Raw genomic sequence first — 20,400 nt, forward strand, 5'->3', positions numbered from 1 at the left:
CCGTGGCCGAGCCGTCATCGCCCTGAATGCAAAGCGGTCATGGCCGCGGCGGCGGTATGGAACGAACCGAACACCAGGACCCGGTCGCCAGGAGAGGAGGCGGCAATCGCCCGCTCCAGCGCTTCGGCCACGCCGACATCGCGGCTCGCGGACCCGACGGCATCCGCATGGACCAGCCGTGCGGCGAACGCGTCGACGTCCAGCCCGCGCGGGTTCTCCGCCAGACCCGCGAGGTGCCAGCGCGACACGCTCGCGGCCAGGGGCTCGACCATCGCGGCCGCGTCCTTGTCCGCCAGCGCCGCGAACACCGCCGCGGTCGCACCCGCGGCCGGCTGCGCGCGCAGCCAGGCAGCCAGTTCGCGCGCGGCCTGCGGGTTGTGCGCGACATCGACCACGACCTCGATGCCATCACGCTCGAACCGCTGCAGGCGCCCGGCCAACCGCGCCGCAGCCACACCCTGCGCGTACGCAGCGTCATCCGGACTCCGCGGCAACGCGCGCAGTGCTGCGATCGCGGTGGCGGCATTGGCGCGCTGCGACGGCGCGGCCAGGAAGGGCGCCGGCAGGAGCAGTTCGGCGCCGACGTCGCGCCAGCGCCAGTGCCCGTCTTCCGCCGGCTCGTGGAAGAAATCGCTGCCCAGGCGGATCGCATTTGCACCGATCGCGTACGCATGGCGCAACACGCTCGACGGCGGATCGACCTCGCCCAGCACCAGTGGCTTCCATGCCCGCGCGATCCCGGCCTTCTCGCGCCCGATCGTTTCGCGGTCGCTGCCCAGCCAGTCGGCATGGTCGACGTCGACCGTGGTGACCACCGCCACGTCCGGGTCGACGATGTTGACCGCGTCCAGGCGCCCGCCCAGGCCGATCTCCAGCACCGCCAGGTCCAGCGCCGCGCGTTCGAACAGCCACAGCGCCGCCAGCGTGCCGTACTCGAAGTAGGTCAGCGACGTGCCCCCGCGCGCTGCTTCCACCGCGAGGAAAGCGGCGACCAGCGCCTCGTCGGAGGCCTCTTCGCCATCGATGCGCACACGCTCGTTGTAGCGCAGCAGGTGGGGCGAGGTGTACGCGCCGACCTTCCAGCCACCGGCACGGGCGATCGACTCGACGAAGGCCACGGTCGAACCCTTGCCGTTGGTGCCGGCGATGGTGATCACCTGCGCGGCCGGGCGCCCCAGGCCCAGGCGGGCGGCGACTTCGCGCACGCGATCCAGGCCCAGATCGATGGAACGCGGATGCTGCGATTCCATGTAGGCGAGCCATCCATCCAGGCCCACCGCGTTGGTCGGTACGTCAGACATGACCGAGGATCCGCGCCTGCGCTTACAACGCCCGGTGCTTGGCCTCGCCGAAGAACGGAGTGTGGTGCGCGCAGTCGTTCAGGCGCACCACTTCCAGGCTCTCCATGTCGGGGCCTTCGAGCAGGTTGAGCGTGGTCGGGGCCTGGCGGAAGGTCCACAGCTTGCCGATCGGCAGGCCCAGGATCCTGCACAGCACGACGCGGTTGACCGCGTCATGCGCGACCACCAGCAGGGTGTCGTCGTCGCCCAGCCCTTCGGCGGCACGGGCCAGGCCGCGCCACGAGCGATCGAGCACCTGGCGCAGCGACTCGCCACCGGGCATCAGCACCGTGTCCGGTTCTTCGCGCCATGCGCGCAGGCGCGCAGGATCCTTCTCGCCGATCTCGCTGGCGAGCAGGCCCTCCCATTCGCCATGGGCGATCTCCTGGATCTCCGGCTCGAGCTGCAGCATGGAGACCCGGCCCTCACCCAGCGCCAGTTCGGCGGTGCGGCGTGCACGCGACAGCGGCGAGGCGACAGCGCGGCTGATCTGCACGTCGCGCAGGCGTTCGCCCAGCGCGCGTGCCTGCGCCTCGCCCACCGGCGAAAGCGGAATGTCGATCTGGCCCTGGTAACGGCCTTCGGCATTCCACGGCGTTTCTCCGTGACGGGCAAGCAGGATGCGCATGTATTCCCCAGTGTGGCGATCTCCCGCGCCGGTTGGCGCGGGGTGCGAATGATAACCCGTGGACGGGCCGGCCAACCCGCCGCCGGGCGCATCCCGGCAGCCGGAACAGCTGAAACGGAAAGGGCGCCGGCAACGGCCAGCGCCCTTCCGCAAGACACCTGGCCGTGCTCAGCGCGCCGGCGCGACGTCCATTTCCTTGAGCAGCTGCGGTGCGGGGAAGACCTCCTGCATGATCCAGCGCATGTAGCGCTGGTCGACCGAGATCATCCGGGTCATCGACGGATCGAACACCCAGTTGGACGCGACCGACTCCCAGTTGCCGTCGAACGCCAGGCCGACCAGCTTGCCGTGCGCGTCGAGTACCGGCGAACCGGAATTGCCGCCGGTGATGTCGAGGTCGGAAAGGAAGTTCACCGGCACCGAGCCCAGCCGCTCGTCGGCCAGGCCGCCGTGGCGCTTGGCCGCCACCGCGTCCAGCAGCGCCTTGGGCGAATCGAACGGCGCGGCGCCGGTTTCCTTGGCGGCCACGCCTTCGAGCGTGGTGAACGGCGTGTACTTCACGCCATCGCGCGGCACGTAGCCGGTGACGTTGCCGAAGGTGATGCGCAACGACAGGTTGGCGTCCGGATACACGAACTCACCCTGGCTCTTCTTGTAATCCGCCAGCGCCTGCAGGTAGACCTGACGTGCGGCCAGGTTCTCGCCGGTGCGGGTCTTGCGCTGCTGTTCCAGGGTGAGCAGGGTCGGCATCACCGCCACCGCGTACTGGATCGCCGGATCGGTGCTGGCCTCGAACGCGGCGCGGTCGGCGCCGAACCACTTCAGGCGCTCGTCGGTGCTGCCGAGCTTCGTCGCCGCCAGCCGGTCGAGCGCGCGCTTGACCGCCTTGGCGTCATTGCCGCCCAGCCACAGGTCCACCGCCGCCACGCGCTGGCCGGCGGGCAGCTTCAGGTACTCGTTGAGCCAGTATTCCTGCAGCTGGCGGTCCATCGCGGGCACGTAGCGACGCTCGAGCTGCTTCAGACCGCCCTCGATCGCGGTCAGGTCGCGGTCCTGGTAACCGGATTCGCGCTCGGCGTTGGGCTTTTCGCGCTCGATCGACAAGCGGTACAGCTGGCTCGCCGCGCCGAGCATGGCGGTGTTGTTGAACATCGCCAGGGTCAGGTCGCGCTCGCGCGTGGCCTGGGTCTGCTTGAGCAGCGCGATCAGCTGGTCATGCGCATCGAGCGCTGCGGTGCCCTTGGCGCCCTGCCCCTTCAACCAGGCCAGCACTGCCGCTTCCTCGGCCTGCTTCTGGCCGGCTGCATCGATGCGATCGAAGCCCAGCAGCTGGCCTTCGTAGTTCTTGCTGGTGTTGTTCCAGCTGGCCATGGTGGCTGCGTAACGGACCTGGATCTCCGGGTCCTTCTTGCCGGCTGCCTCGACCAGCGCGATCTGGTTCTTGTAGTGGCGGGCGATGGTCGGATACGTCCATTGCGCGGTGTTGTCGAACTCGGCCGCCAGCGCGTAGCGGTTGGTCGAGCCCGGATAGCCGGCGACCATGACGAAGTCGCCCTCGCCCAGCGGCTTGTCGGCGATCTTCAGCCAGCGCTTGGGCTTGAACGGTACGTTGTCGGTCGAATACGCGGCCGGCTTGCCGTCCTTGCCGACATAGGCGCGGTAGAACGCGAAGTCGCCGGTGTGGCGCGGCCACATCCAGTTGTCGATGTCGCCGCCGAACTTGCCAACGCTGCCCGGGGGCGCGTAAGCCAGGCGCACGTCGCGGATTTCCAGGTTCTTGAACAGGCGGTAGGTGTTGCCGCCGGAGAAGCTGTACAGGCGGCAGCGGAAGCCGGCATCGGCTTCACATTCGGCGATGAGCTTCTTCTCGAAGGCTTCCAGCGCCTTGGTGCGCGCCAGTGCATCGGCACCGGCCGCGGCGATCGCCGCCTGCGCCTCCTTGGTTACGTCGGTGATCTCGTCGAGCACGAACACGCGGGCGTTCGGACCGGCACTGACTTCGTCGGCCGTGGTCGGCGCGTTGAAGCCGTTGCGGATCAGGTTGTTCTCGGGCGTCGAGTTGAGCTGGATCGCGCCATAGGCGCAGTGGTGGTTGGTCACCACCAGGCCGCCGGGCGAAACAAAGCTTGCAGTGCAGCCACCCAAGGCCACCACCGCGCCCATGGGGTCGCCGGTGAGGTCGGCCAGCTGCTGTGGCGACAGCTTCAGACCGGCCTGCTTCAACGGGCCTGCGATCTCCGGCAACTGCTGCGGCACCCACATCCCCTCGCCTGCCTGTGCAACCGGAAGGGTGGCCAGCGAGGCCAGGACGGAGACGGTAAGCAGGCGAAGTCGCATCAGGACAGTTCCAATTGAAAGGGTTCCCGATTCTAGCGGCCGGTCGCACGCGGGCGCCCCATGACCTTCGGCAGGGTCGGGCCGTCCGGCCGGTCGCTTCACATGCGCGATGGTTTCCCGGGCAACCTATAATGGCGACCTTCCCCGGCAGGCCACCCGACGATGTCCCGAACCATGAAGGCGCTGGTCAAGCGCGAAGCCACCAAGGGCATCTGGCTGGAAGAAGTGCCGGTACCGGCGCCCGGCCCGAACGAGGTCCTGGTCAAGGTCGAGAAGACCGCCATCTGCGGCACCGACCTGCACATCTACCTGTGGGACGAGTGGAGCCAGCGCACGATCAAGCCGGGCCTGGTGATCGGCCACGAGTTCGTCGGCCGCGTCGCCGAGCTCGGCCCGGGCGTGTCCGGCTACAAGATCGGCCAGCGCGTGTCGGCCGAAGGCCACATCGTGTGCGGCCATTGCCGCAACTGCCGCGGCGGCCGCCCGCACCTGTGCCCGAAGACGGTTGGCATCGGCGTCAACCGCGACGGCGCGTTCGCCGAGTACATCGTCATGCCGGCCTCGAACCTGTGGCCGATCCCCGACCCGATCCCGTCGGAGCTGGCCGCGTTCTTCGACCCCTACGGCAACGCCGCGCACTGCGCGCTGGAATTCGACGTGGTCGGCGAGGACGTGCTGATCACCGGCGCCGGCCCGATCGGGATCATCGCCGCCGGCATCTGCAAGCACATCGGCGCGCGCAATGTCGTGGTCACCGACGTCAACGATTTCCGCCTGAAGCTGGCCGCCGACATGGGCGCCACCCGCGTGGTCAACGTCGCCAACCAGTCGCTCAAGGACGTGATGAACGACCTGCACATGGAAGGCTTCGACGTGGGCCTGGAGATGAGCGGCAACCCGCGCGCGTTCAACGACATGCTCGACTGCATGTACCACGGCGGCAAGATCGCCATGCTCGGGATCATGCCCAGGGGCGCCGGCTGCGACTGGGACAAGATCATCTTCAAGGGCCTGACCGTGCAGGGCATCTACGGCCGCAAGATGTACGAGACCTGGTACAAGATGACCCAGCTGGTGCTGTCCGGCTTCCCGCTGGGCAAGGTACTCACCCACCAGCTGCCGATCGACGAGTTCCAGCAGGGCTTCGACCTGATGGAACAGGGCAAGGCCGGCAAGGTCGTCCTCAGCTGGACCTGACGCCGCGGCCTGCATGCAGCAAAGAAAAGGCGCCCTCCGGCGCCTTTTTCTTCATCCGGGCAATGCCGGAACGGACGCGGCTCAGTTGCCCACGGACAGGGTCAGGACCACGCGGTCGTCGGCCAGGTCGCCGAAGTTGTCGGTGCCGTTGCCGTCGGTGCCGTAATAGCCCAGCGCGGCGGTGAACAGGCCCCAGCTGCGGCTGACGCCGATGTTGTAGTCGACGTAGTCCTCGCCGTAGGAATCGGCCAGCGAGTTGTAGCCCACGCCTGCGTTCAGGCTGAAATCGCCCGGCAGGCCCCAGCTGCCGGCACCGGCCACGTAATAGGCATTGGTGTCCGAGCCGCCGAAGTCGTCGCTGAACGCCATGGTGACGCTGTAGGCATCGAAGAAGGTGAACTTGCCGATCAACTCGTTGAAGTTCAGACCGCCCGCGTCCGGGTACATGTAGCGGTTGATCATCACGTCGAAGTTGGTGTCGGGGCTCAGGTCGATGCTGTAGCCGATGAAGCCGTCCACCTCGACGCTCGGGTCGCCCGGGCCGAAATCCACGCCGGATGCCCAGGTGCCCACATAGAAGCCCGAGGAATGCGAGTAGGTCAGCCCGGCCTGCGCGGTCGGATCCTCATCGGTCTGCGAAACGCCACGCCACACGTAATCGGAAACAGCGGCGACCGACCAGGTCAACGGCGAGGATTCTTCCTCGGCTTCCTGGGCGAACACGGCGAACGGAAGGACGGACAGCACTACGGCGGCGAGCGATACGGCGAGCTTGGACGGCTTCATCCTGGATCTCCTGTCGGTGGGGGCTGGCGCAGCGGGACCGTGGGCGGTAGCGCGAACGTGCTCACGGCTTCACAAATAATTAACCCGCTCGATATTGCGGTGCAACATTCCCCCGCGTCAAGTGCCGGATCGCGCGGCGCGCGCGACCGGTCCTGGAAGACGTAACGGGGAAGATTGGCGCCCGTCAGGCCGCCGGAAAGGCGCCGAACCTCACCGGCAGCAGGCCCACTCGACTGCCCGGCGGATGTGCCTTCTCGGCCCCCACCGGCAACTCGACTTCAACCTCCTCGTGCCCTGCACCATCGCCATGCAACCGCGCACGCACGCGCACGCGCGGCCCGCTGCGCTGGCTACCCAGGACGGTCGCTTCCCACCCCCCCTCGCCCAGGCGCAGGTCTTCCGGGCGCACGTACAGGTCCAGTTCGCCATCGCCAGGGATTGCAGCGGCAGCCGACGCCGCTGGCAGGACCAGCCCGGCAACCTCGATGCGGTCGCCAGTGCGCAACCCGCGCAGGCGATTGACCGCGCCGACGAAGGAATACACGAATGGCGTCGCCGGACGGTCGTAGGCTTCGGCCGGCGTGGCCAGCTGCTCGATCCGCCCGTTGTTGAGGATCGCTACCCGGTCGGCCAGCTCCAGCGCCTCCTCCTGGTCGTGGGTGACGAACACCGTGGTCAACCCGGTCTGCTCATGCAGCTGCCGCAGCCAGCCGCGCAGGTCGCGCCGGACCTGCGCATCGAGCGCACCGAACGGCTCGTCCAGCAGCAGCACGCGCGGCTCGATCGCCAATGCGCGCGCGAGTGCCACACGCTGACGCTGGCCGCCGGAAAGCTGCGCCGGGTAGCGTCCGCCCAGTCCCTGCAATTGCACCAGCGAAAGCAGCTCCTCCACCCGGCCGCTGATCTTCGCCGCAGGCCAGCGGTCGCGGCCGCGCCGGACGTTCAGGCCGAAGGCGATGTTGTCGGCCACGGTCAGGTGGCGGAACAGGGCGTAGTGCTGGAACACGAATCCCACGCGCCGCTCCTGCACGCTCAACCGGGTCGCGTCCTCGCTGCCGAACAGCACGCGTCCGTCGTCCGGATGTTCCAGCCCGGCGATCACGCGCAGCAGCGTGGTCTTGCCCGACCCCGAAGGCCCGAGCAGCGCCAGCAGTTCGCCCTGGTGGATTTCCAGGTCGATGCCGTCCAGCGCGGCGAACGCGCCGAAGCGCTTGTGCAGGTGTTCGATCCGGATCGCCATACGTACTCCGTGTTCAGTGGCGGTGGTTGGCGGCCAGCGACTCGCCATGGCGCCACTCCAGCCAGGTCTTCAGCACCAGCGTGACCAGTGCGCTCAATGCCAGCAGCGAGGCCGCGGCGAACGCGGCGCTGTAGGCGTATTCGTTGTAGAGGATCTCCACGTGCAACGGCAGCGTGTTGGTACGGCCGCGGATGTGGCCGGACACCACCGACACGGCGCCGAACTCGCCCATCGCCCGCGCGCCGCACAGCAGCACGCCGTAGAGCAGCGCCCAGCGGATGTTGGGCAGGGTCACCCGCCAGAACGTCTGCCAGCCGCTGGCGCCCAGGCTCATCGCCGCCAGTTCCTCGTCCACGCCCTGCTGCTCCATCAGCGGCATCAGTTCGCGGGCGATGAACGGGAAGGTGACGAAGATCGTGGCCAGCACGATGCCCGGCAGCGCGAAGATGATCTTCGGCAACTGCAGGTGGATCTCGCCCCACAGCGGCAGGGTGAAGCGCCACCCTTCGTCGATCAGCGGGTACACCCAGCCCTGCGCGCCGAAGATCAGCACGAAGACCAGGCCGGCCACCACCGGCGACACCGCGAACGGAAGGTCGATCAAGGTGACCAGCCAACGCTTGCCAAAGAACTCGTGCTTGGTCACCGCCCAGGCCGCCGCCACGCCGAACACGAGGTTGAGCGGCAGCACGATCGCGGTCACCAGCAAGGTCAGGCGGATCGCGGCCAGCGCATCGGGCTCGGTGACGGCGACGACGAACGCATCGACACCGCCGCGCAGTGCTTCGGTGAATACCAGCAACAACGGCAGCAGCAGGAACGAGAGCAGGAATGCCAGCGCGAGGACGATCAGCGACACCTGCACCCAGCGGGGCTCGGTGGTCGGCGATGCCGGCCGGGCCGGACTGCGATCGCGTGCGCTATGCACCACACGTTCCCCGGCATCGACGGCAAGGACGGCGCCCAATGTATCACCCATCTCAGCCGCCTCCCCTGCGTTCGCCGCGCGCCATCCTCGATTGCAGCGTGTTGATCAGCAGCAGCAAGGCGAACGAGAGCAGCAGCATCGCGGCCGCGATCGCGGTCGCCCCTGCATAGTCGAACTCCTCGAGCTTGATCGTGATCAGCAGCGGCGCGATCTCCGAGACCTGCGGGATGTTGCCGGCGATGAAGATCACCGATCCGTACTCGCCCACGCCGCGTGCGAACGCCAGGGCGAAGCCGGCCAGCACCGCCGGCCACAGCGTCGGCAGGACGACCCGGCGCACGGTCTGCCAGCGGCTTGCGCCGAGCGTGGCGGCGGCCTCCTCCAGTTCGCGCTCGACCTCGGCCAGCACCGGCTGCACGACCCGCACCACGAACGGCAAGCCGATGAACACCAGTGCGACCGTGATTCCCAGCGGCGTATAGGCGACCTTTATCCCCACCGACTCCAGCCAGCGCCCCATCCAGCCATTGGGGCCGTACAGCGCGGTCAGCGCGATGCCCGCCACCGCGGTGGGCAAGGCGAACGGCAGGTCGATCATCGCGTCGAACAGGCGCCGGCCCGGGAAGCGGTAGCGCACGAACACCCAGGCGACCAGCGTGCCCATCACCGCATTGAACGCGGCCGCGGCCAGCGCGGTGCCGAAGCTGATCCTCAGCGCCGCCAGCACGCGCGGCTCGGTCCAGATCCGCCACAGTCCGTCCAGGCCCAGCTGCGCGGAGTGCACGAACAGGCCCAGCAGCGGGAGCAACACGATCAGGCCAAGCCAGGCCATCGTGTAGCCCAGGCTGAGCCCGAACCCGGGAATCACCCGGCGCCGGCGCCCGGACACGGCCACGCCGCCCTGGGGCGGCGTGCCGTTCGCATCGATCGTCGTGCTGCCCGTCGTCATCGCTTCGAATAGGTCCTGTCGGATACTCCGCCATCGGCGAAGTGCTTCTTCTGCGCCTCCAGCCAACTGCCGAACGCCGATTCCACGCGGAAGGTTTCGAGTTCCAGGAAACTCGCCGCATGCCGCCGCAGCACCGCATCATCCATGGGGCGCAGGTAATTTTTCGCAAAGACCTGCTGCCCGGCCGGCGTGTAGTGGTGCATGCGCAGTCCCCCGGTCACGCCGCCGGTCACTTCTTGGCCTGGATCTGGTCGAACTCGCCGCCGTCGGCGAAGTGTTTCTTCTGCGCCGCGGCCCACGAACCGAACACGCCATCGATCGTCACCAGTTCCACCTTGGGGAAGCGGGCGATGTCGGCCGGGTCGGCGTGCTGCGGATGGCGCGGGCGATAGTAATGCTTGGCCGCGATGCGCTGGCCCTCGGGCGAGTACAGGTACTGCAGGTAGGCCTGCGCGACCTCGCGCGTGCCGTGCTTGTCCACGTTCCTGTCGACCAGGGCGACCGGAGGCTCGGCCAGGATCGACAGCGAGGGCACGACGATGTCGAACTTGTCCGGGCCCAGTTCCTCTATCGACAGGAACGCCTCGTTCTCCCAGGCCAGCAGCACGTCGCCGATGCCGCGCTGGACGAACGTGGTGGTCGAACCACGTGCACCGGTATCGAGCACCGGCACGTTGCGGAACAGCGCGGCGACGAAGTTGCGGGTCTTGGCCTCGTCACCCTGGAAGATCTTCAAACCGTAGGCCCAGGCCGCCAGGTAATTCCAGCGCGCGCCACCGGAGGTCTTCGGATTGGGGGTGATCACCGACACGCCGGACTTGAGCAGGTCCGGCCAGTCGCGGATGCCCTTCGGATTGCCCTTGCGCACCAGGAACACGATCGTCGAGGTGTAGGGCGTGCTGTTCTCCGGCAGGCGCTTCTGCCAGTTGGCCGGGAACAGCTTGGCCCGCTCGGAGATCGAATCGATGTCGTACGCCAGCGCCAGGGTCACCACGTCGGCCTCGAGGCCGTCGATCACGGCGCGGGCCTGCTTGCCCGATCCGCCATGCGAGGTCTCGATCGCCACCTTCTGGCCCTTGGTCTCCTGCCAGTGCCTGGCGAAGGCGGCGTTGTAATCGCGGTAGAGCTCGCGGGTGGGGTCGTAGGACACGTTGAGCAGCTGCGCGTCCTTGGCGACCGCCCCGCCCGCCAGCACCAGGCCGAAGGCGGCCGCGGCGAGGCGCAACGCGAACCTGCGGGTGTTGTGCGTGTTCATGGATATGGCTCCTCGGGTTTGTCGTGGGAAGCAGATCAGAACGCGACCTGCAGCCGGGTGAACACTGCCTTTTCCGTCTCGCGGTCGGCGCCGGCGGCGGCACCTCCATCGAAGCTCGTCTGCAGGTAGTTGGCGACCAGTTTCAGGTTGCTGGTGAGGTACCAGTTGACGCCCACCGTCCACGCCTGCGCACTGCGCGCCGCGACTGCCGGATCGGCGAACAGCGGGAACGCTGCGTCGTCCACGTCCAGCTCGCCGTAGCGTCCGACCAGCTCCCATGCACCCCAGCCACCCTTGCCCGGGCTGAAGGGGCTGGAGGGCTTGGCTACGCCGCGATAGCTGGCGTCCTCGCCGGTGAGCACCCAGCTGGCCGTGGCCTGCCAGGCGGTGTTCTCGAGTTCAGCCTCGGTGGCACCGACGCGCAGTTCCTGCGCGGACTCGATGTACTCGGCCAGCAGTCCGAAGTTGTTCCGATAGAAGTAGCCCTGCGGAGACCAGCGGGTGCGGCTGCCATCGGCCACCACCGCGCCGCGGTAGTTGAAGAACTGCACCTGGCCGGGCGTGCGGTAACGCGGCAGGAAATTGTTGCCGGTGCCCTGGGTGTCGCCGAAGCTGCCGCCGATGCCGAAGCCCAGGCCGGACCAGAAGTTCGCATCGTTCTTGAACGGTTCGAAGAACAGGCGTCCCGCGTATTCGAAATCGTTGTCCGGGTTGCTGGTCACGGCATCGCGACCATCCACGGAGCCGTTGAACACGCCCGCCGCGTAGGTCACCACGCCCTTGGCCAGCTCGCCCTGCAACTGGACGCCGATGTCGCGGTTGGGGGCCAGTTCGCTGGGCAGCGCGCGTTCGATCGCCGACAACGCCGAGGACGACTCCAGCCGTTCCAGGCCGACCGGCGAGGTGAACTTGCCGACGCGCACGGTCGCCGCGGGCGAGAATTTCAGGTCTGCATAGACGTCGACGATGCTCGCGCTGTCGCCGGCGAACTCCGGCGTGAAGCGGTAACCGATCCACTTGCCGAGCGTGCCCTCGATCGTCGGCCGCGCAGTGCGCAACAGGAACGTGTCATAGGTGCCGGCCGGCTCGCCAGCGCTGTAGAAGCGACCGTCGCCCTGGATCAGGCCGCGGATCTTGAGTTCGTAGTCTCCATTGGCCGACTTGAAGGATGCGCCCTTGTCGTTGACCGCCACCACGACGGCCTCCTTTTCCTTGGCCACGCGCGCCTCTTCCTGCAATTCGAGGTTGCGCTCCAGCACGCGCAGGCGCTGGTCCAGCGTGGCCACGTCGCTCACCTGTCCATCGGCGGCCGCCGGTGCGGCGCCATAGCGCGCCTCCAGGGCTTCCAGGCGACGCTGCAGCTCCTCCACCGTGGGCTTCTGCTGGGCCAGGGCAGGCATGGCCAACGAACAGGCCAGCGCCCCGGTCAGCCAGATTCCCGGCCTCCCGCCGGCACCACGCCTTTCGCCCGCCTCTCGCTGCTGCATCTGGGGATACCCGTCGTCATGGCCTGATGGCCGGTGACGAGATAATCCCTATTCAGGTTCGGGACGGGAAATGAATAAGGACGAGCACCTTATAGCTGCAAGGCATTAGGCGCTCTCGCAGGATGCGCCGGGTAAAATGCCTCGCTTACCGCCCGACCCCGCCTCCAAGGATCCGCGACATGTCCGACGCCGCCCTCGCCCGCTACGCCAGCCAGCTGGAGGGCCTGCGCGAGCAGGGCCTGTTCAAGGCCGAACGGATCATCACCAGCCCGCAGTCGGCCGAGATCCAGCTGGCCGATGGCCGCCGTGTGCTGAACTTCTGCGCCAACAACTACCTGGGACTGGCCGATCACCCGGACATCATCGCGGCGGCCAAGGACGCACTGGATTCACATGGGTTCGGGATGGCGTCGGTGCGCTTCATCTGCGGCACCCAGGACCTGCACAAGCAGCTGGAGCGGACCATCGCCGACTTCTTCGGCACCCAGGACACGATCCTCTACGCGGCCTGCTTCGACGCCAACGGCGGCCTGTTCGAGCCTTTGCTGGACGAGAACGACGCGATCATTTCCGATGCCCTCAACCACGCCTCGATCATCGACGGCGTGCGCCTGTGCAAGGCCAGGCGCTACCGCTACGCCAACTGCGACATGGCCGACCTGGAAAAGCAGTTGCAGCAGGCCCGCGCCGACGGCGCGCGCACGATCATGGTCACCACCGACGGCGTGTTCTCGATGGACGGCTTCATCGCCCCGCTGGACCAGATCACCGCGCTGGCGAAGAAGTACGACGCGCTGGTCCACATCGACGAATGCCATGCGACCGGCTTCCTTGGCGCGACCGGCCGTGGCTCGGCCGAGGTCAAGGGCGTGATGGAGAAGATCGACATCTTCACCGGCACCTTGGGCAAGGCGATGGGCGGCGCGCTGGGCGGCTTCACCACCGCGCGCGCGGAGGTGATCGAACTGCTGCGCCAGCGCTCGCGCCCCTACCTGTTCTCCAATTCGCTGCCGCCGCACGTGGTCGCCGCGGGCATCAAGGCATTCGACATGCTGGCGTCGGCGGGCGAGCTGCGCACCCGGCTGCAGGAAAACACCGCCCACTTCCGCGAGCGCATGACCGCCGCCGGCTTCGACATCAAACCGGGCGTGCATCCGATCTGCCCGGTGATGCTGTACGACGCGCCGCTGGCGCAGAAGTTCGCCCAGCGGCTGCTGGAGGAAGGCATCTACGCGATCGGCTTCTTCTTCCCGGTGGTGCCACAGGGCCAGGCGCGGATCCGCACCCAGATGAGCGCGGCGCACACCCGGGAACAACTGGACCGGGCGATCGATGCCTTCATCCGCATCGGCCGCGAGCTCGGGGTGATCGGCGGCTGACGCGTCGCCGTCTGGACCGGAGGTCAGTCGTTCTTGGGCTTGGTCTTGGCCTTTGCCGCCGCGATCGCCTTGCCCTTGCCCTTGGCGGGCTTGGGGGTGGATCCGCCCTTGGCGACGCGCAACCCACGCGCCTTCATCCAGGCGTCGAAGTCGTCGGCGCTCATCCGCTTGCCCTTCTGGGTCATGTCGAACCGGTAGGGGTACGGATCCTTGCCGTGGACGGCGACAACGTCCTCCTTGGCCGCGGCCTTCGCCGCCGAGCGCGGCTTCTTCCCCGCGCAGGCGGTCAGCAGGGCAACACCGGCCAGCAGCATCAGGATGTGGAACGGACGCATCCGCGACATGGATTTCCCCGGCATGGTTCGACCGCGGCAGTGTAGGCGCAGGGCAACGGTGCAAACCGTGCGGCAGTGCCGGTTTGCCGCAGCGCGATCAGCGTGGCACCGGCGCGGTCGCCGGTGCCAGCGCATCGCGCTCGCTGTCCTGGAGCAGGCGCCACTCGCCCTTGCCGAGCGTACCCAGCGCCAGGCCACCGATCGCCACGCGCACCAGGCGCAACACGCCGACGTCGAATGCGGCCAGCAGGCGGCGGATCTGCCGGTTGCGCCCTTCGTCGAGCACGATCTCCAGCCAGGCGTTGCGCTCCCCGCAGCGCAGCACCGAGACCGACTTCGCGCGCAGGTGTTCGCCTTCCACGTCCGTGCCCTGCTCCAGCAGCGCCAGCCATGCGGCATCGGGCAGGCGATCGACCTGCACGTGGTAGGTCTTGTCGGGTCCGCTGGCCGGGTCGAGGATCGCGAACGCCCATTGCGGGTCGTTGCTGAAAAGCAGCAACCCCTCGCTGGCCTTGTCCAGGCGCCCGACCGGCGCCAGCCAGGGCAACGGCGCACCCTCCAGGCAGCGGTAGACCGTGTCGCGACCCTGCTCGTCGCGCGTGCTGGTCACCAGGCCACGCGGCTTGTTGAGCATCAGGTACTGGCGCGGCGGTGGTGCGGCGTCCAGGCCGTCGACCTGCACGCGCCGCATGCCGTCGTGCAACGGGTATTCGGGATCGCGGACGATGCGCCCGTCGACCCGCACGCGTCCATCGCGTATCCAGTTCGCCGCTTCGGTGCGCGAGCACACGCCTGCCTTGGACAGCACTCGTGCAAGCCCATGGCGCGGTGTTGCGGGATGGCGACCTGCCATCGAAGCGCGACATGCCGCCGGACGGGAGGGATCCCCTCCGTGACCGGGGTCAGTCCTTGGCCGGAGGCTTGGCTGGCGCCGCGGGAGCAGCAGCAGGCTGAGCGGCAGCCGGCTTGCCGGTGGCCACGCGCGCGCCGCGCGCCTTCATCCAGGCGTCGAACTCGTCGGCGGTCATGCGCTTGCCATCCTGGGTCATGTTGAAACGCCAGGGGGTATTGTCGAATTCGGTCTTGGGCTTGTAGGCCGCCGGATCGTTGGAACTGACCGCGGCCGGCGAGGCGGGCAGGGCCTTGGCGACGTTGCGGCAGCCCTCGATCCGCAGGCGCAGCAATACCCGGTCCAGCGACTGGCTGGCATCGGACTCGGGGGCAAGCACGCCACTGGGCATTCCCAGTTGCGAGGTGCGCGAGCCCAGCTCCGGTGCGACCGGCGCGGCTACCGTGGCATGCAACGGCAGCGGAGCCTGCACCATCGGGCCGGAACAGTTGGCGGCAGCAATCGCGGCAACCGGGATATAGGCGAGGCCAAACAGGCCGGCAGCGACGATGGCGCGCATCTGGATGGTTCCTGGAGATGGTCGAGCCGAGTGTAGGCAGCGGCATCGGGTGATTCAAGGACGCACGACGCAAATCCCGCGCGTGGGCATTCCCGGGCATGAAAAAAACAAGGCCCGGCAGAAGCCGGGCCTTGTGGTCTTGCCGCTTGGCGTCCGATCAGTTCTGGACGTTCAGCTCGGTACGACGGTTGGTTTCGTTCTTGCAACCCGGCAGCGTCTGCGGGGTCGGCTCGAGCGGACGGCTCTCGCCGTAGCCCACCGGACCGGCCAGGCGACCGGCATCGATGCCGTTGCTGGTCAGGTAGTCGTACACCGTCTTGGCGCGACGCTCGGACAGCTTCTGGTTGTAGTCCTCGGCACCGCACAGGTCGGTGTGGCCGGCGACTTCAACCTTCAGCTGCGGATAACGGCGCAGGATCTCGGTGGCTTCGCCCAGGGTCGCCAGCGCGTCGGGACGCAGGGTCGCCTTGTCGAAGTCGAAGTTCACGCCCTTCAGGTCGATCGACACCGGCACCGGGCAACCGTCCGGACCCACAACCGTACCGGCCTGCGTGTCGGGGCACTTGTCGTCGCAGTTGTTGACGCCGTCGCCGTCGTCGTCCAGGTCGGCGCAGCTCGGCGCGGCCGGCGGCGGAGCGACCGGGGCAGCCGGCGGCGGACCCAGCGGGATCACCAGGCCGATCGAGGCGAGGATGTCGCCGAACCAGTCTTCGCTCGGCGCATTGACGCTGCGGTCGTCGAAGTCGGCGCGGTACGCCACTTCGGCACGCACGGCGACGCGCTGGTCGAAGGTGGTCTGCAGGCCGACACCGACCTTGGCAGCAAGGTTGCCGTCTTCACGACGACCCGGGGAATCCGGGTTCGGGAAGGCGTCGAACTCTTCCTCGGCGCGCTGGTAGCCAACACCGAACAGGAAGTACGGGTTGTACTCACGGCCTTCCTGGATCAGGAAGCGACGGAAGTCCAACGAAACGCCGTACTGGCTCCAGTTCAGGTGACGATTGCTGTTCAGACCGGGGTTCTGGTAGTTCAGCTCGCCGTCGATGGACCAGTTCGGGCTGACGAACTTGCCCAGACCCAGGCCCAGGAAGGGGACGTCTTCGGTGCCGCGACCGCTGTCCTGGAAGTTGAAGCCCGCCGAACCGGTAAGGTACCAGCGGTCATCAAACTCCTGCGCGGAAGCAGCCTGCGCAACGGCGAGGCCGCCAAGCAGTGCTGCAGTCAGAAGTTTCTTATTCATCTCATCTAGCTCCTTGCTGATTCGGGGGTGAAGAAACCGTGTTGCCTCAGGTCACTGCAGATGCCCTACCAAGGGAACTTTCGGCGGACATCCCTGACGGCCGTTCTGCACGTCGTCCCGCAAAAGCCTAGGCGGGAACAGGTGAAGACGGTGTTAACAGTACCATAACATGTGAAAACCGTCGATCCGATTGCACTTTTGCGCATTCCTTAATGCTCTGCAAGCGATTTTGTGCTTGCCCCCGGCATCCCCCTCGGCCGGGCCGGCCTCGTGCCCGGGCCCGCGGCATACTGGCCCGGCGAATCCAAGGATGAAATGCATGAAAGCAGTCGCCCTGACCCGCTACCTGGCCGTCGACGATCCCGACTCGCTCCAGGACGTCACCCTGCCGCGCCCCCTGCCCGCCCCCCGCGACCTGCTGGTCCGGGTCGAGGCGGTGTCGGTCAATCCGGTCGACGCCAAGCTGCGCGCGCCCAAGCCGCAGGTCGAGGCGCAACCGCGCGTCCTGGGCTTCGACGCGGCGGGCGTGGTCGAGGCGGTCGGCGATGAAGTGACCCTGTTCCAGCCCGGCGACGAAGTCTATTACGCCGGCGACGTGACCCGTCCGGGGTGCAACGCGCAGTACCAGCTCGTCGACGAACGCCTGGTGGGGCCCAAGCCGACCACCCTGGACTTCGCCGAGGCCGCGGCCCTGCCGCTGACCACGATCACCGCCTGGGAACTGCTGTTCGAGCGCATGCCGTTCGCGTTCGACGCCGAGGGCAACGGCCTTAGCCTGCTGGTTGTCGGCGGCGGCGGCGGGGTGGGTTCGATCGCCATCCAGCTGGCCCGGCATGCCGGCTTCCGGGTGATCGCCACCGCCTCTCGCGCCGGGACCGACGACTGGTGCCGCCAGCTCGGCGCCCACGACGTGATCGACCACCGCCAACCGCTGGCGCCCCAGCTGCAGGCCTTGGGCCTGGAGACGGTCGATGCGGCGATCAACCTGGCTGATACCGACCGCTACTGGGATGCGCTGGGTGAACTGCTGGCGCCGCAAGGCCATGTCGGCCTGATCGTCGAGCCGGCCGGCGCGTTGCGCATCGGCGACCCCTACAAGTCCAAGTGCATCGGCATCCACTGGGAATTCATGTTCGCGCGGCCGCGTTTCCGCACCGCGGACATGATCCGCCACCACCAGATCCTCAGCCGGGTCGGCAGCCTGGTGGAGGCCGGTGAACTGCGCAGCACGCTGACCGGGGTGCTCGGCCCGATCAATGCGGCCAATCTGCGCGAAGCGCACCGGCGCATGGAATCGGGCGGCACGATCGGCAAGCTCGCACTCGCCGGCTGGGAATAACCACCCCCGCCCAGGGCGGACTGGCGGACTTGCCGATATCCGCGATTGGCGGGAGGATGCGCCATCCGTACGCCAGCGTATCTCCGCACATGACGCCAGCCGCCTCCGAAACGCCCTACCCGCACCTGTTCGCCCCGCTGGACCTGGGTTTCGCCACCCTGCGCAATCGGGTGCTGATGGGCTCGATGCACACCGGCCTCGAAGATCGTGCCCGCGACTTCCCGAAGCTGGCGGCCTATTTCTCCGAGCGCGCCGCCGGCGGTGCCGGACTCATCGTCACCGGCGGCTTCGCCCCGAACGTGGTCGGCTGGCTCACCCCGTTCGGCGGCAAGCTGTCGTGGCCGTGGGAGGTAGCGCCGCACCGGCAGGTGACGCGCGCGGTGCATGAGCATGGCGCCAGGATCTGCATGCAGCTGCTGCACGCGGGCCGCTACGGCTACCACCCGCTGCAGGTGGCCCCGTCCAGGCTCAAGGCGCCGATCAACCCGTTCACCCCGCGCGCCCTGTCCGCGCGCGGCGTCGAGCGGCAGATATCCGCGTTCGCCAGCGCTGCGGCGCGTGCGCGCGAAGCCGGCTACGACGGCGTGGAGGTGATGGGTTCGGAGGGCTACCTGATCAACCAGTTCACCGCCCCGCGGACCAACAAACGCGAGGACGCCTGGGGCGGCAGCGCGGAGAAGCGCATGCGCTTCGCGGTGGAGATCGTGCGCCGGGTGCGCGAGGCCTGCGGCCCGGACTTCATCCTCATCTATCGCCTGTCACTGCTGGACCTGGTCGAGGACGGCAATGCCTGGGACGAAATCGTCGCCCAGGCGCGCGCGGTCGAAGCCGCGGGCGCGACCATCATCAATTCCGGCATCGGCTGGCACGAAGCGCGCGTGCCGACCATCGCCACCTCGGTGCCGCGCGGCGCGTTCGCCGGGATCACCGCGCGGCTCAAGCCGCATGTGTCGGTGCCGCTGGTCGCGGTGAACCGGATCAACATGCCCGAGGTGGCCGAAGGCATCCTCGCCGCCGGCCAGGCCGACATGATCTCGCTGGCCCGTCCGCTGCTTGCCGACCCGGAGTGGGTGAACAAGGCCCGCGGCGGCCGCGCGCGCGCCATCAACACGTGCATCGCCTGCAACCAGGCCTGCCTGGACCATGTGTTCGAGAACAAGGTCGCCAGCTGCCTGGTCAACCCGCGCGCGGTCGCCGAGACCGAGCTCAACTACCTGCCGGCCACCGTGAAGAAGCGCATCGCCGTGGTCGGCGCAGGCCCGGCCGGCCTGGCCTGTTCGACCGTGGCCGCCCAGCGCGGCCATGCAGTCACCCTGTTCGATGCCGCCGGCGAGATCGGCGGCCAGTTCAACCTGGCCAAGCGCATCCCGGGCAAGGAAGAATTCCACGAGACGCTGCGCTACTACGGCCACCTGCTGGAGGAAACCGGGGTCGAGATCCGCCTCGGCACGCGCGTCGGCCCGGCCGAACTGGCCGGCTTCGACGAGATCGTGCTGGCCACCGGCATCGCGCCGCGCCGGGTCGATTTCCCCGGCGCCGACCATCCGATGGTGGTCAGCTACCTGGACGTATTGAGCGGCCGCGCCAGCGTCGCCGGGCGGGTGGCGATCATCGGCGCCGGCGGGATTGGTTTTGACGTCGGCGAGTTCCTGGTGCAGGAGGGCGAATCGCCCAGCCTCGACCCGGTCCGCTGGCGCGCCGAATGGGGCGTGGACCTGGACGGCGACGGCCGCGGCGGCCTGGCCCGGCCGCAACCCGAACCGGCCGCGCGCGAAGTCTGGCTGCTGCAGCGCAGCCCGGGCCGTCCCGGCGCCCGCCTGGGCAAGACCACCGGCTGGATCCACCGCGCCACGCTCAAGGCCAAGGGCGTGAAGATGCTCGGCGGAGTCGAATACCTGGGGGTGGACGACGATGGCCTGCGCATCCGCATCGACGGCGCCGAACAGCTGCTGCCGGTCGGCAGCGTGGTGGTGTGTGCCGGCCAGGAGCCGCAGCGCGAGCTGCAGGCCGCCCTGCAGGCCGCCGGCGCGACTGCACCGGTGCACCTGATCGGCGGCGCCGACGTGGCCGCCGAACTGGACGCCAAGCGCGCGATCGCCCAGGGCAGCCGGCTCGCCGCCGGCTTCTGAGGCTGGCAGCACACTGCGGCCCCCAGCTCCAGACCCCCGCTGCAGCCGCTCCCTGTAGGAGCGGGCACGACCGCGACACCGAGGATGCCGGACTCTCGAGGACGCCGCCCCGCCACGGCGTCGGTGTCGCGGGCTGAACCCCGCTCCTACAAACATCACCTCGGTGGCCGCCGGCTCCAGACCCCCGCTGCAGCCGCTCCCTGTAGGAGCGGGCACGACCGCGACACCGAGGACGACCCTGCAGGACCTTCACCCGCCCCAAGGCACCCACCCTGGGGTCTGGACACCTGAAGGCCACTGCAGAGCCGCCGCTTGCAACCACGAGAAGCCACGCCCTCTTCTGAAAACCCCGCATCCGGCACCCCCTGACACCCTCGCTTCCCGGCCCATGCAGCCGGTTCCCGACCCTCACCCGCTGCCCG

At 68.3% G+C, this 20,400-nt stretch carries 18 protein-coding genes; 4 read left to right on the top strand and 14 right to left on the bottom strand.

What is annotated here, in order from left to right; translation table 11 throughout:
- Nucleotides 1-14: 14 nt before the first annotated feature.
- The 3 genes from folC to MNQ95_RS02260 all read right to left on the bottom strand — a co-directional run bounded on the left by folC (nucleotide 15) and on the right by MNQ95_RS02260 (nucleotide 4,305).
- Nucleotides 15-1,301 carry a bifunctional tetrahydrofolate synthase/dihydrofolate synthase gene (folC, locus tag MNQ95_RS02250; protein ID WP_162410817.1) on the bottom strand — a complete coding sequence of 429 codons (1,287 nt, stop codon included), beginning with the start codon at nucleotides 1,299-1,301 and terminating at the stop codon, nucleotides 15-17.
- 22 nt (nucleotides 1,302-1,323) lie between these two features.
- On the bottom strand, nucleotides 1,324-1,968 hold the full coding sequence (locus MNQ95_RS02255) for a histidine phosphatase family protein (protein WP_241953687.1): 645 nt from the start codon (nucleotides 1,966-1,968) through the stop codon (nucleotides 1,324-1,326).
- Between the two features lie 168 nt (nucleotides 1,969-2,136).
- Nucleotides 2,137-4,305: a S46 family peptidase gene (locus tag MNQ95_RS02260; protein WP_241953688.1), complete on the bottom strand. Its 2,169-nt coding sequence runs from the start codon at nucleotides 4,303-4,305 to the stop codon at nucleotides 2,137-2,139.
- Between the two features lie 162 nt (nucleotides 4,306-4,467).
- Here MNQ95_RS02260 and tdh point away from each other — a divergent pair, with 162 nt between their 5' ends.
- Entirely contained in the window at nucleotides 4,468-5,502 is a 1,035-nt protein-coding gene (tdh, locus tag MNQ95_RS02265; RefSeq protein ID WP_241953689.1) for an L-threonine 3-dehydrogenase, read from the top strand.
- Between the two features lie 81 nt (nucleotides 5,503-5,583).
- Here tdh and MNQ95_RS02270 read toward each other — a convergent pair whose 3' ends face one another.
- The 7 genes from MNQ95_RS02270 to MNQ95_RS02300 form a co-directional block, all read right to left on the bottom strand.
- On the bottom strand, nucleotides 5,584-6,288 hold the full coding sequence (locus MNQ95_RS02270; protein WP_241953690.1) for a TorF family putative porin: 705 nt from the start codon (nucleotides 6,286-6,288) through the stop codon (nucleotides 5,584-5,586).
- Nucleotides 6,289-6,472: 184 nt separating this feature from the next.
- Nucleotides 6,473-7,528, bottom strand: coding sequence for a sulfate/molybdate ABC transporter ATP-binding protein (locus tag MNQ95_RS02275; RefSeq protein WP_241953691.1), 1,056 nt, complete (start codon nucleotides 7,526-7,528; stop codon nucleotides 6,473-6,475).
- Between the two features lie 13 nt (nucleotides 7,529-7,541).
- The gene (gene cysW / locus MNQ95_RS02280; protein WP_425605698.1) at nucleotides 7,542-8,456 is read right to left on the bottom strand and encodes a sulfate ABC transporter permease subunit CysW; all 915 of its coding nucleotides are present in this window, start codon (nucleotides 8,454-8,456) and stop codon (nucleotides 7,542-7,544) included.
- A gap of 52 nt (nucleotides 8,457-8,508) precedes the next feature.
- On the bottom strand, nucleotides 8,509-9,288 hold the full coding sequence (gene cysT, locus MNQ95_RS02285; protein ID WP_241954336.1) for a sulfate ABC transporter permease subunit CysT: 780 nt from the start codon (nucleotides 9,286-9,288) through the stop codon (nucleotides 8,509-8,511).
- A gap of 113 nt (nucleotides 9,289-9,401) precedes the next feature.
- Nucleotides 9,402-9,638, bottom strand: coding sequence for a hypothetical protein (locus tag MNQ95_RS02290; RefSeq protein WP_241953693.1), 237 nt, complete (start codon nucleotides 9,636-9,638; stop codon nucleotides 9,402-9,404).
- Nucleotides 9,635-10,660: a sulfate ABC transporter substrate-binding protein gene (locus MNQ95_RS02295; RefSeq protein ID WP_241953694.1), complete on the bottom strand. Its 1,026-nt coding sequence runs from the start codon at nucleotides 10,658-10,660 to the stop codon at nucleotides 9,635-9,637. The genes MNQ95_RS02290 and MNQ95_RS02295 overlap by 4 nt, the downstream gene beginning before the upstream one ends.
- 35 nt (nucleotides 10,661-10,695) lie before the next feature.
- The gene (locus tag MNQ95_RS02300) at nucleotides 10,696-12,060 is read right to left on the bottom strand and encodes an OprO/OprP family phosphate-selective porin (RefSeq protein WP_241953695.1); all 1,365 of its coding nucleotides are present in this window, start codon (nucleotides 12,058-12,060) and stop codon (nucleotides 10,696-10,698) included.
- A 266-nt stretch (nucleotides 12,061-12,326) separates the two neighbouring features.
- On the opposite strand from MNQ95_RS02300, the gene kbl reads away from it, so the two are divergent.
- Nucleotides 12,327-13,526 (top strand): glycine C-acetyltransferase, encoded by a 1,200-nt coding sequence (gene kbl, locus MNQ95_RS02305; protein WP_162410807.1) that lies wholly within the window; start codon nucleotides 12,327-12,329, stop codon nucleotides 13,524-13,526.
- Nucleotides 13,527-13,549: 23 nt separating this feature from the next.
- Here the strand turns inward: kbl and MNQ95_RS02310 are convergent, their stop codons facing one another.
- From MNQ95_RS02310 to MNQ95_RS02325, 4 genes are all read right to left on the bottom strand, one after another.
- The gene (locus tag MNQ95_RS02310; RefSeq protein ID WP_238390375.1) at nucleotides 13,550-13,870 is read right to left on the bottom strand and encodes an LPS-assembly lipoprotein LptE; all 321 of its coding nucleotides are present in this window, start codon (nucleotides 13,868-13,870) and stop codon (nucleotides 13,550-13,552) included.
- A gap of 88 nt (nucleotides 13,871-13,958) precedes the next feature.
- A complete protein-coding gene (locus tag MNQ95_RS02315) occupies nucleotides 13,959-14,714 on the bottom strand; it encodes a pseudouridine synthase (RefSeq protein ID WP_162410806.1) in 756 nt (251 codons plus the stop codon).
- Between the two features lie 49 nt (nucleotides 14,715-14,763).
- A complete protein-coding gene (locus MNQ95_RS02320) occupies nucleotides 14,764-15,270 on the bottom strand; it encodes a hypothetical protein (protein WP_162410805.1) in 507 nt (168 codons plus the stop codon).
- Nucleotides 15,271-15,427: 157 nt separating this feature from the next.
- Nucleotides 15,428-16,510, bottom strand: a complete 1,083-nt coding sequence (locus tag MNQ95_RS02325) for an OmpA family protein (RefSeq protein WP_162410804.1) — start codon at nucleotides 16,508-16,510, stop codon at nucleotides 15,428-15,430.
- A gap of 319 nt (nucleotides 16,511-16,829) precedes the next feature.
- Between MNQ95_RS02325 and MNQ95_RS02330 the strand changes: the two genes are divergently transcribed.
- Both MNQ95_RS02330 and MNQ95_RS02335 read left to right on the top strand, forming a co-directional pair.
- Nucleotides 16,830-17,849 carry a zinc-binding alcohol dehydrogenase family protein gene (locus MNQ95_RS02330; RefSeq protein WP_241953696.1) on the top strand — a complete coding sequence of 340 codons (1,020 nt, stop codon included), beginning with the start codon at nucleotides 16,830-16,832 and terminating at the stop codon, nucleotides 17,847-17,849.
- Nucleotides 17,850-17,938: 89 nt separating this feature from the next.
- Nucleotides 17,939-19,978 carry an NADPH-dependent 2,4-dienoyl-CoA reductase gene (locus tag MNQ95_RS02335; protein WP_241953697.1) on the top strand — a complete coding sequence of 680 codons (2,040 nt, stop codon included), beginning with the start codon at nucleotides 17,939-17,941 and terminating at the stop codon, nucleotides 19,976-19,978.
- Nucleotides 19,979-20,400 lie beyond the last annotated feature (422 nt).

Origin of the sequence: Pseudoxanthomonas daejeonensis (genome assembly GCF_022637495.1) — a bacterium.
In the GTDB taxonomy this organism is placed as follows: domain Bacteria; phylum Pseudomonadota; class Gammaproteobacteria; order Xanthomonadales; family Xanthomonadaceae; genus Pseudoxanthomonas; species Pseudoxanthomonas daejeonensis.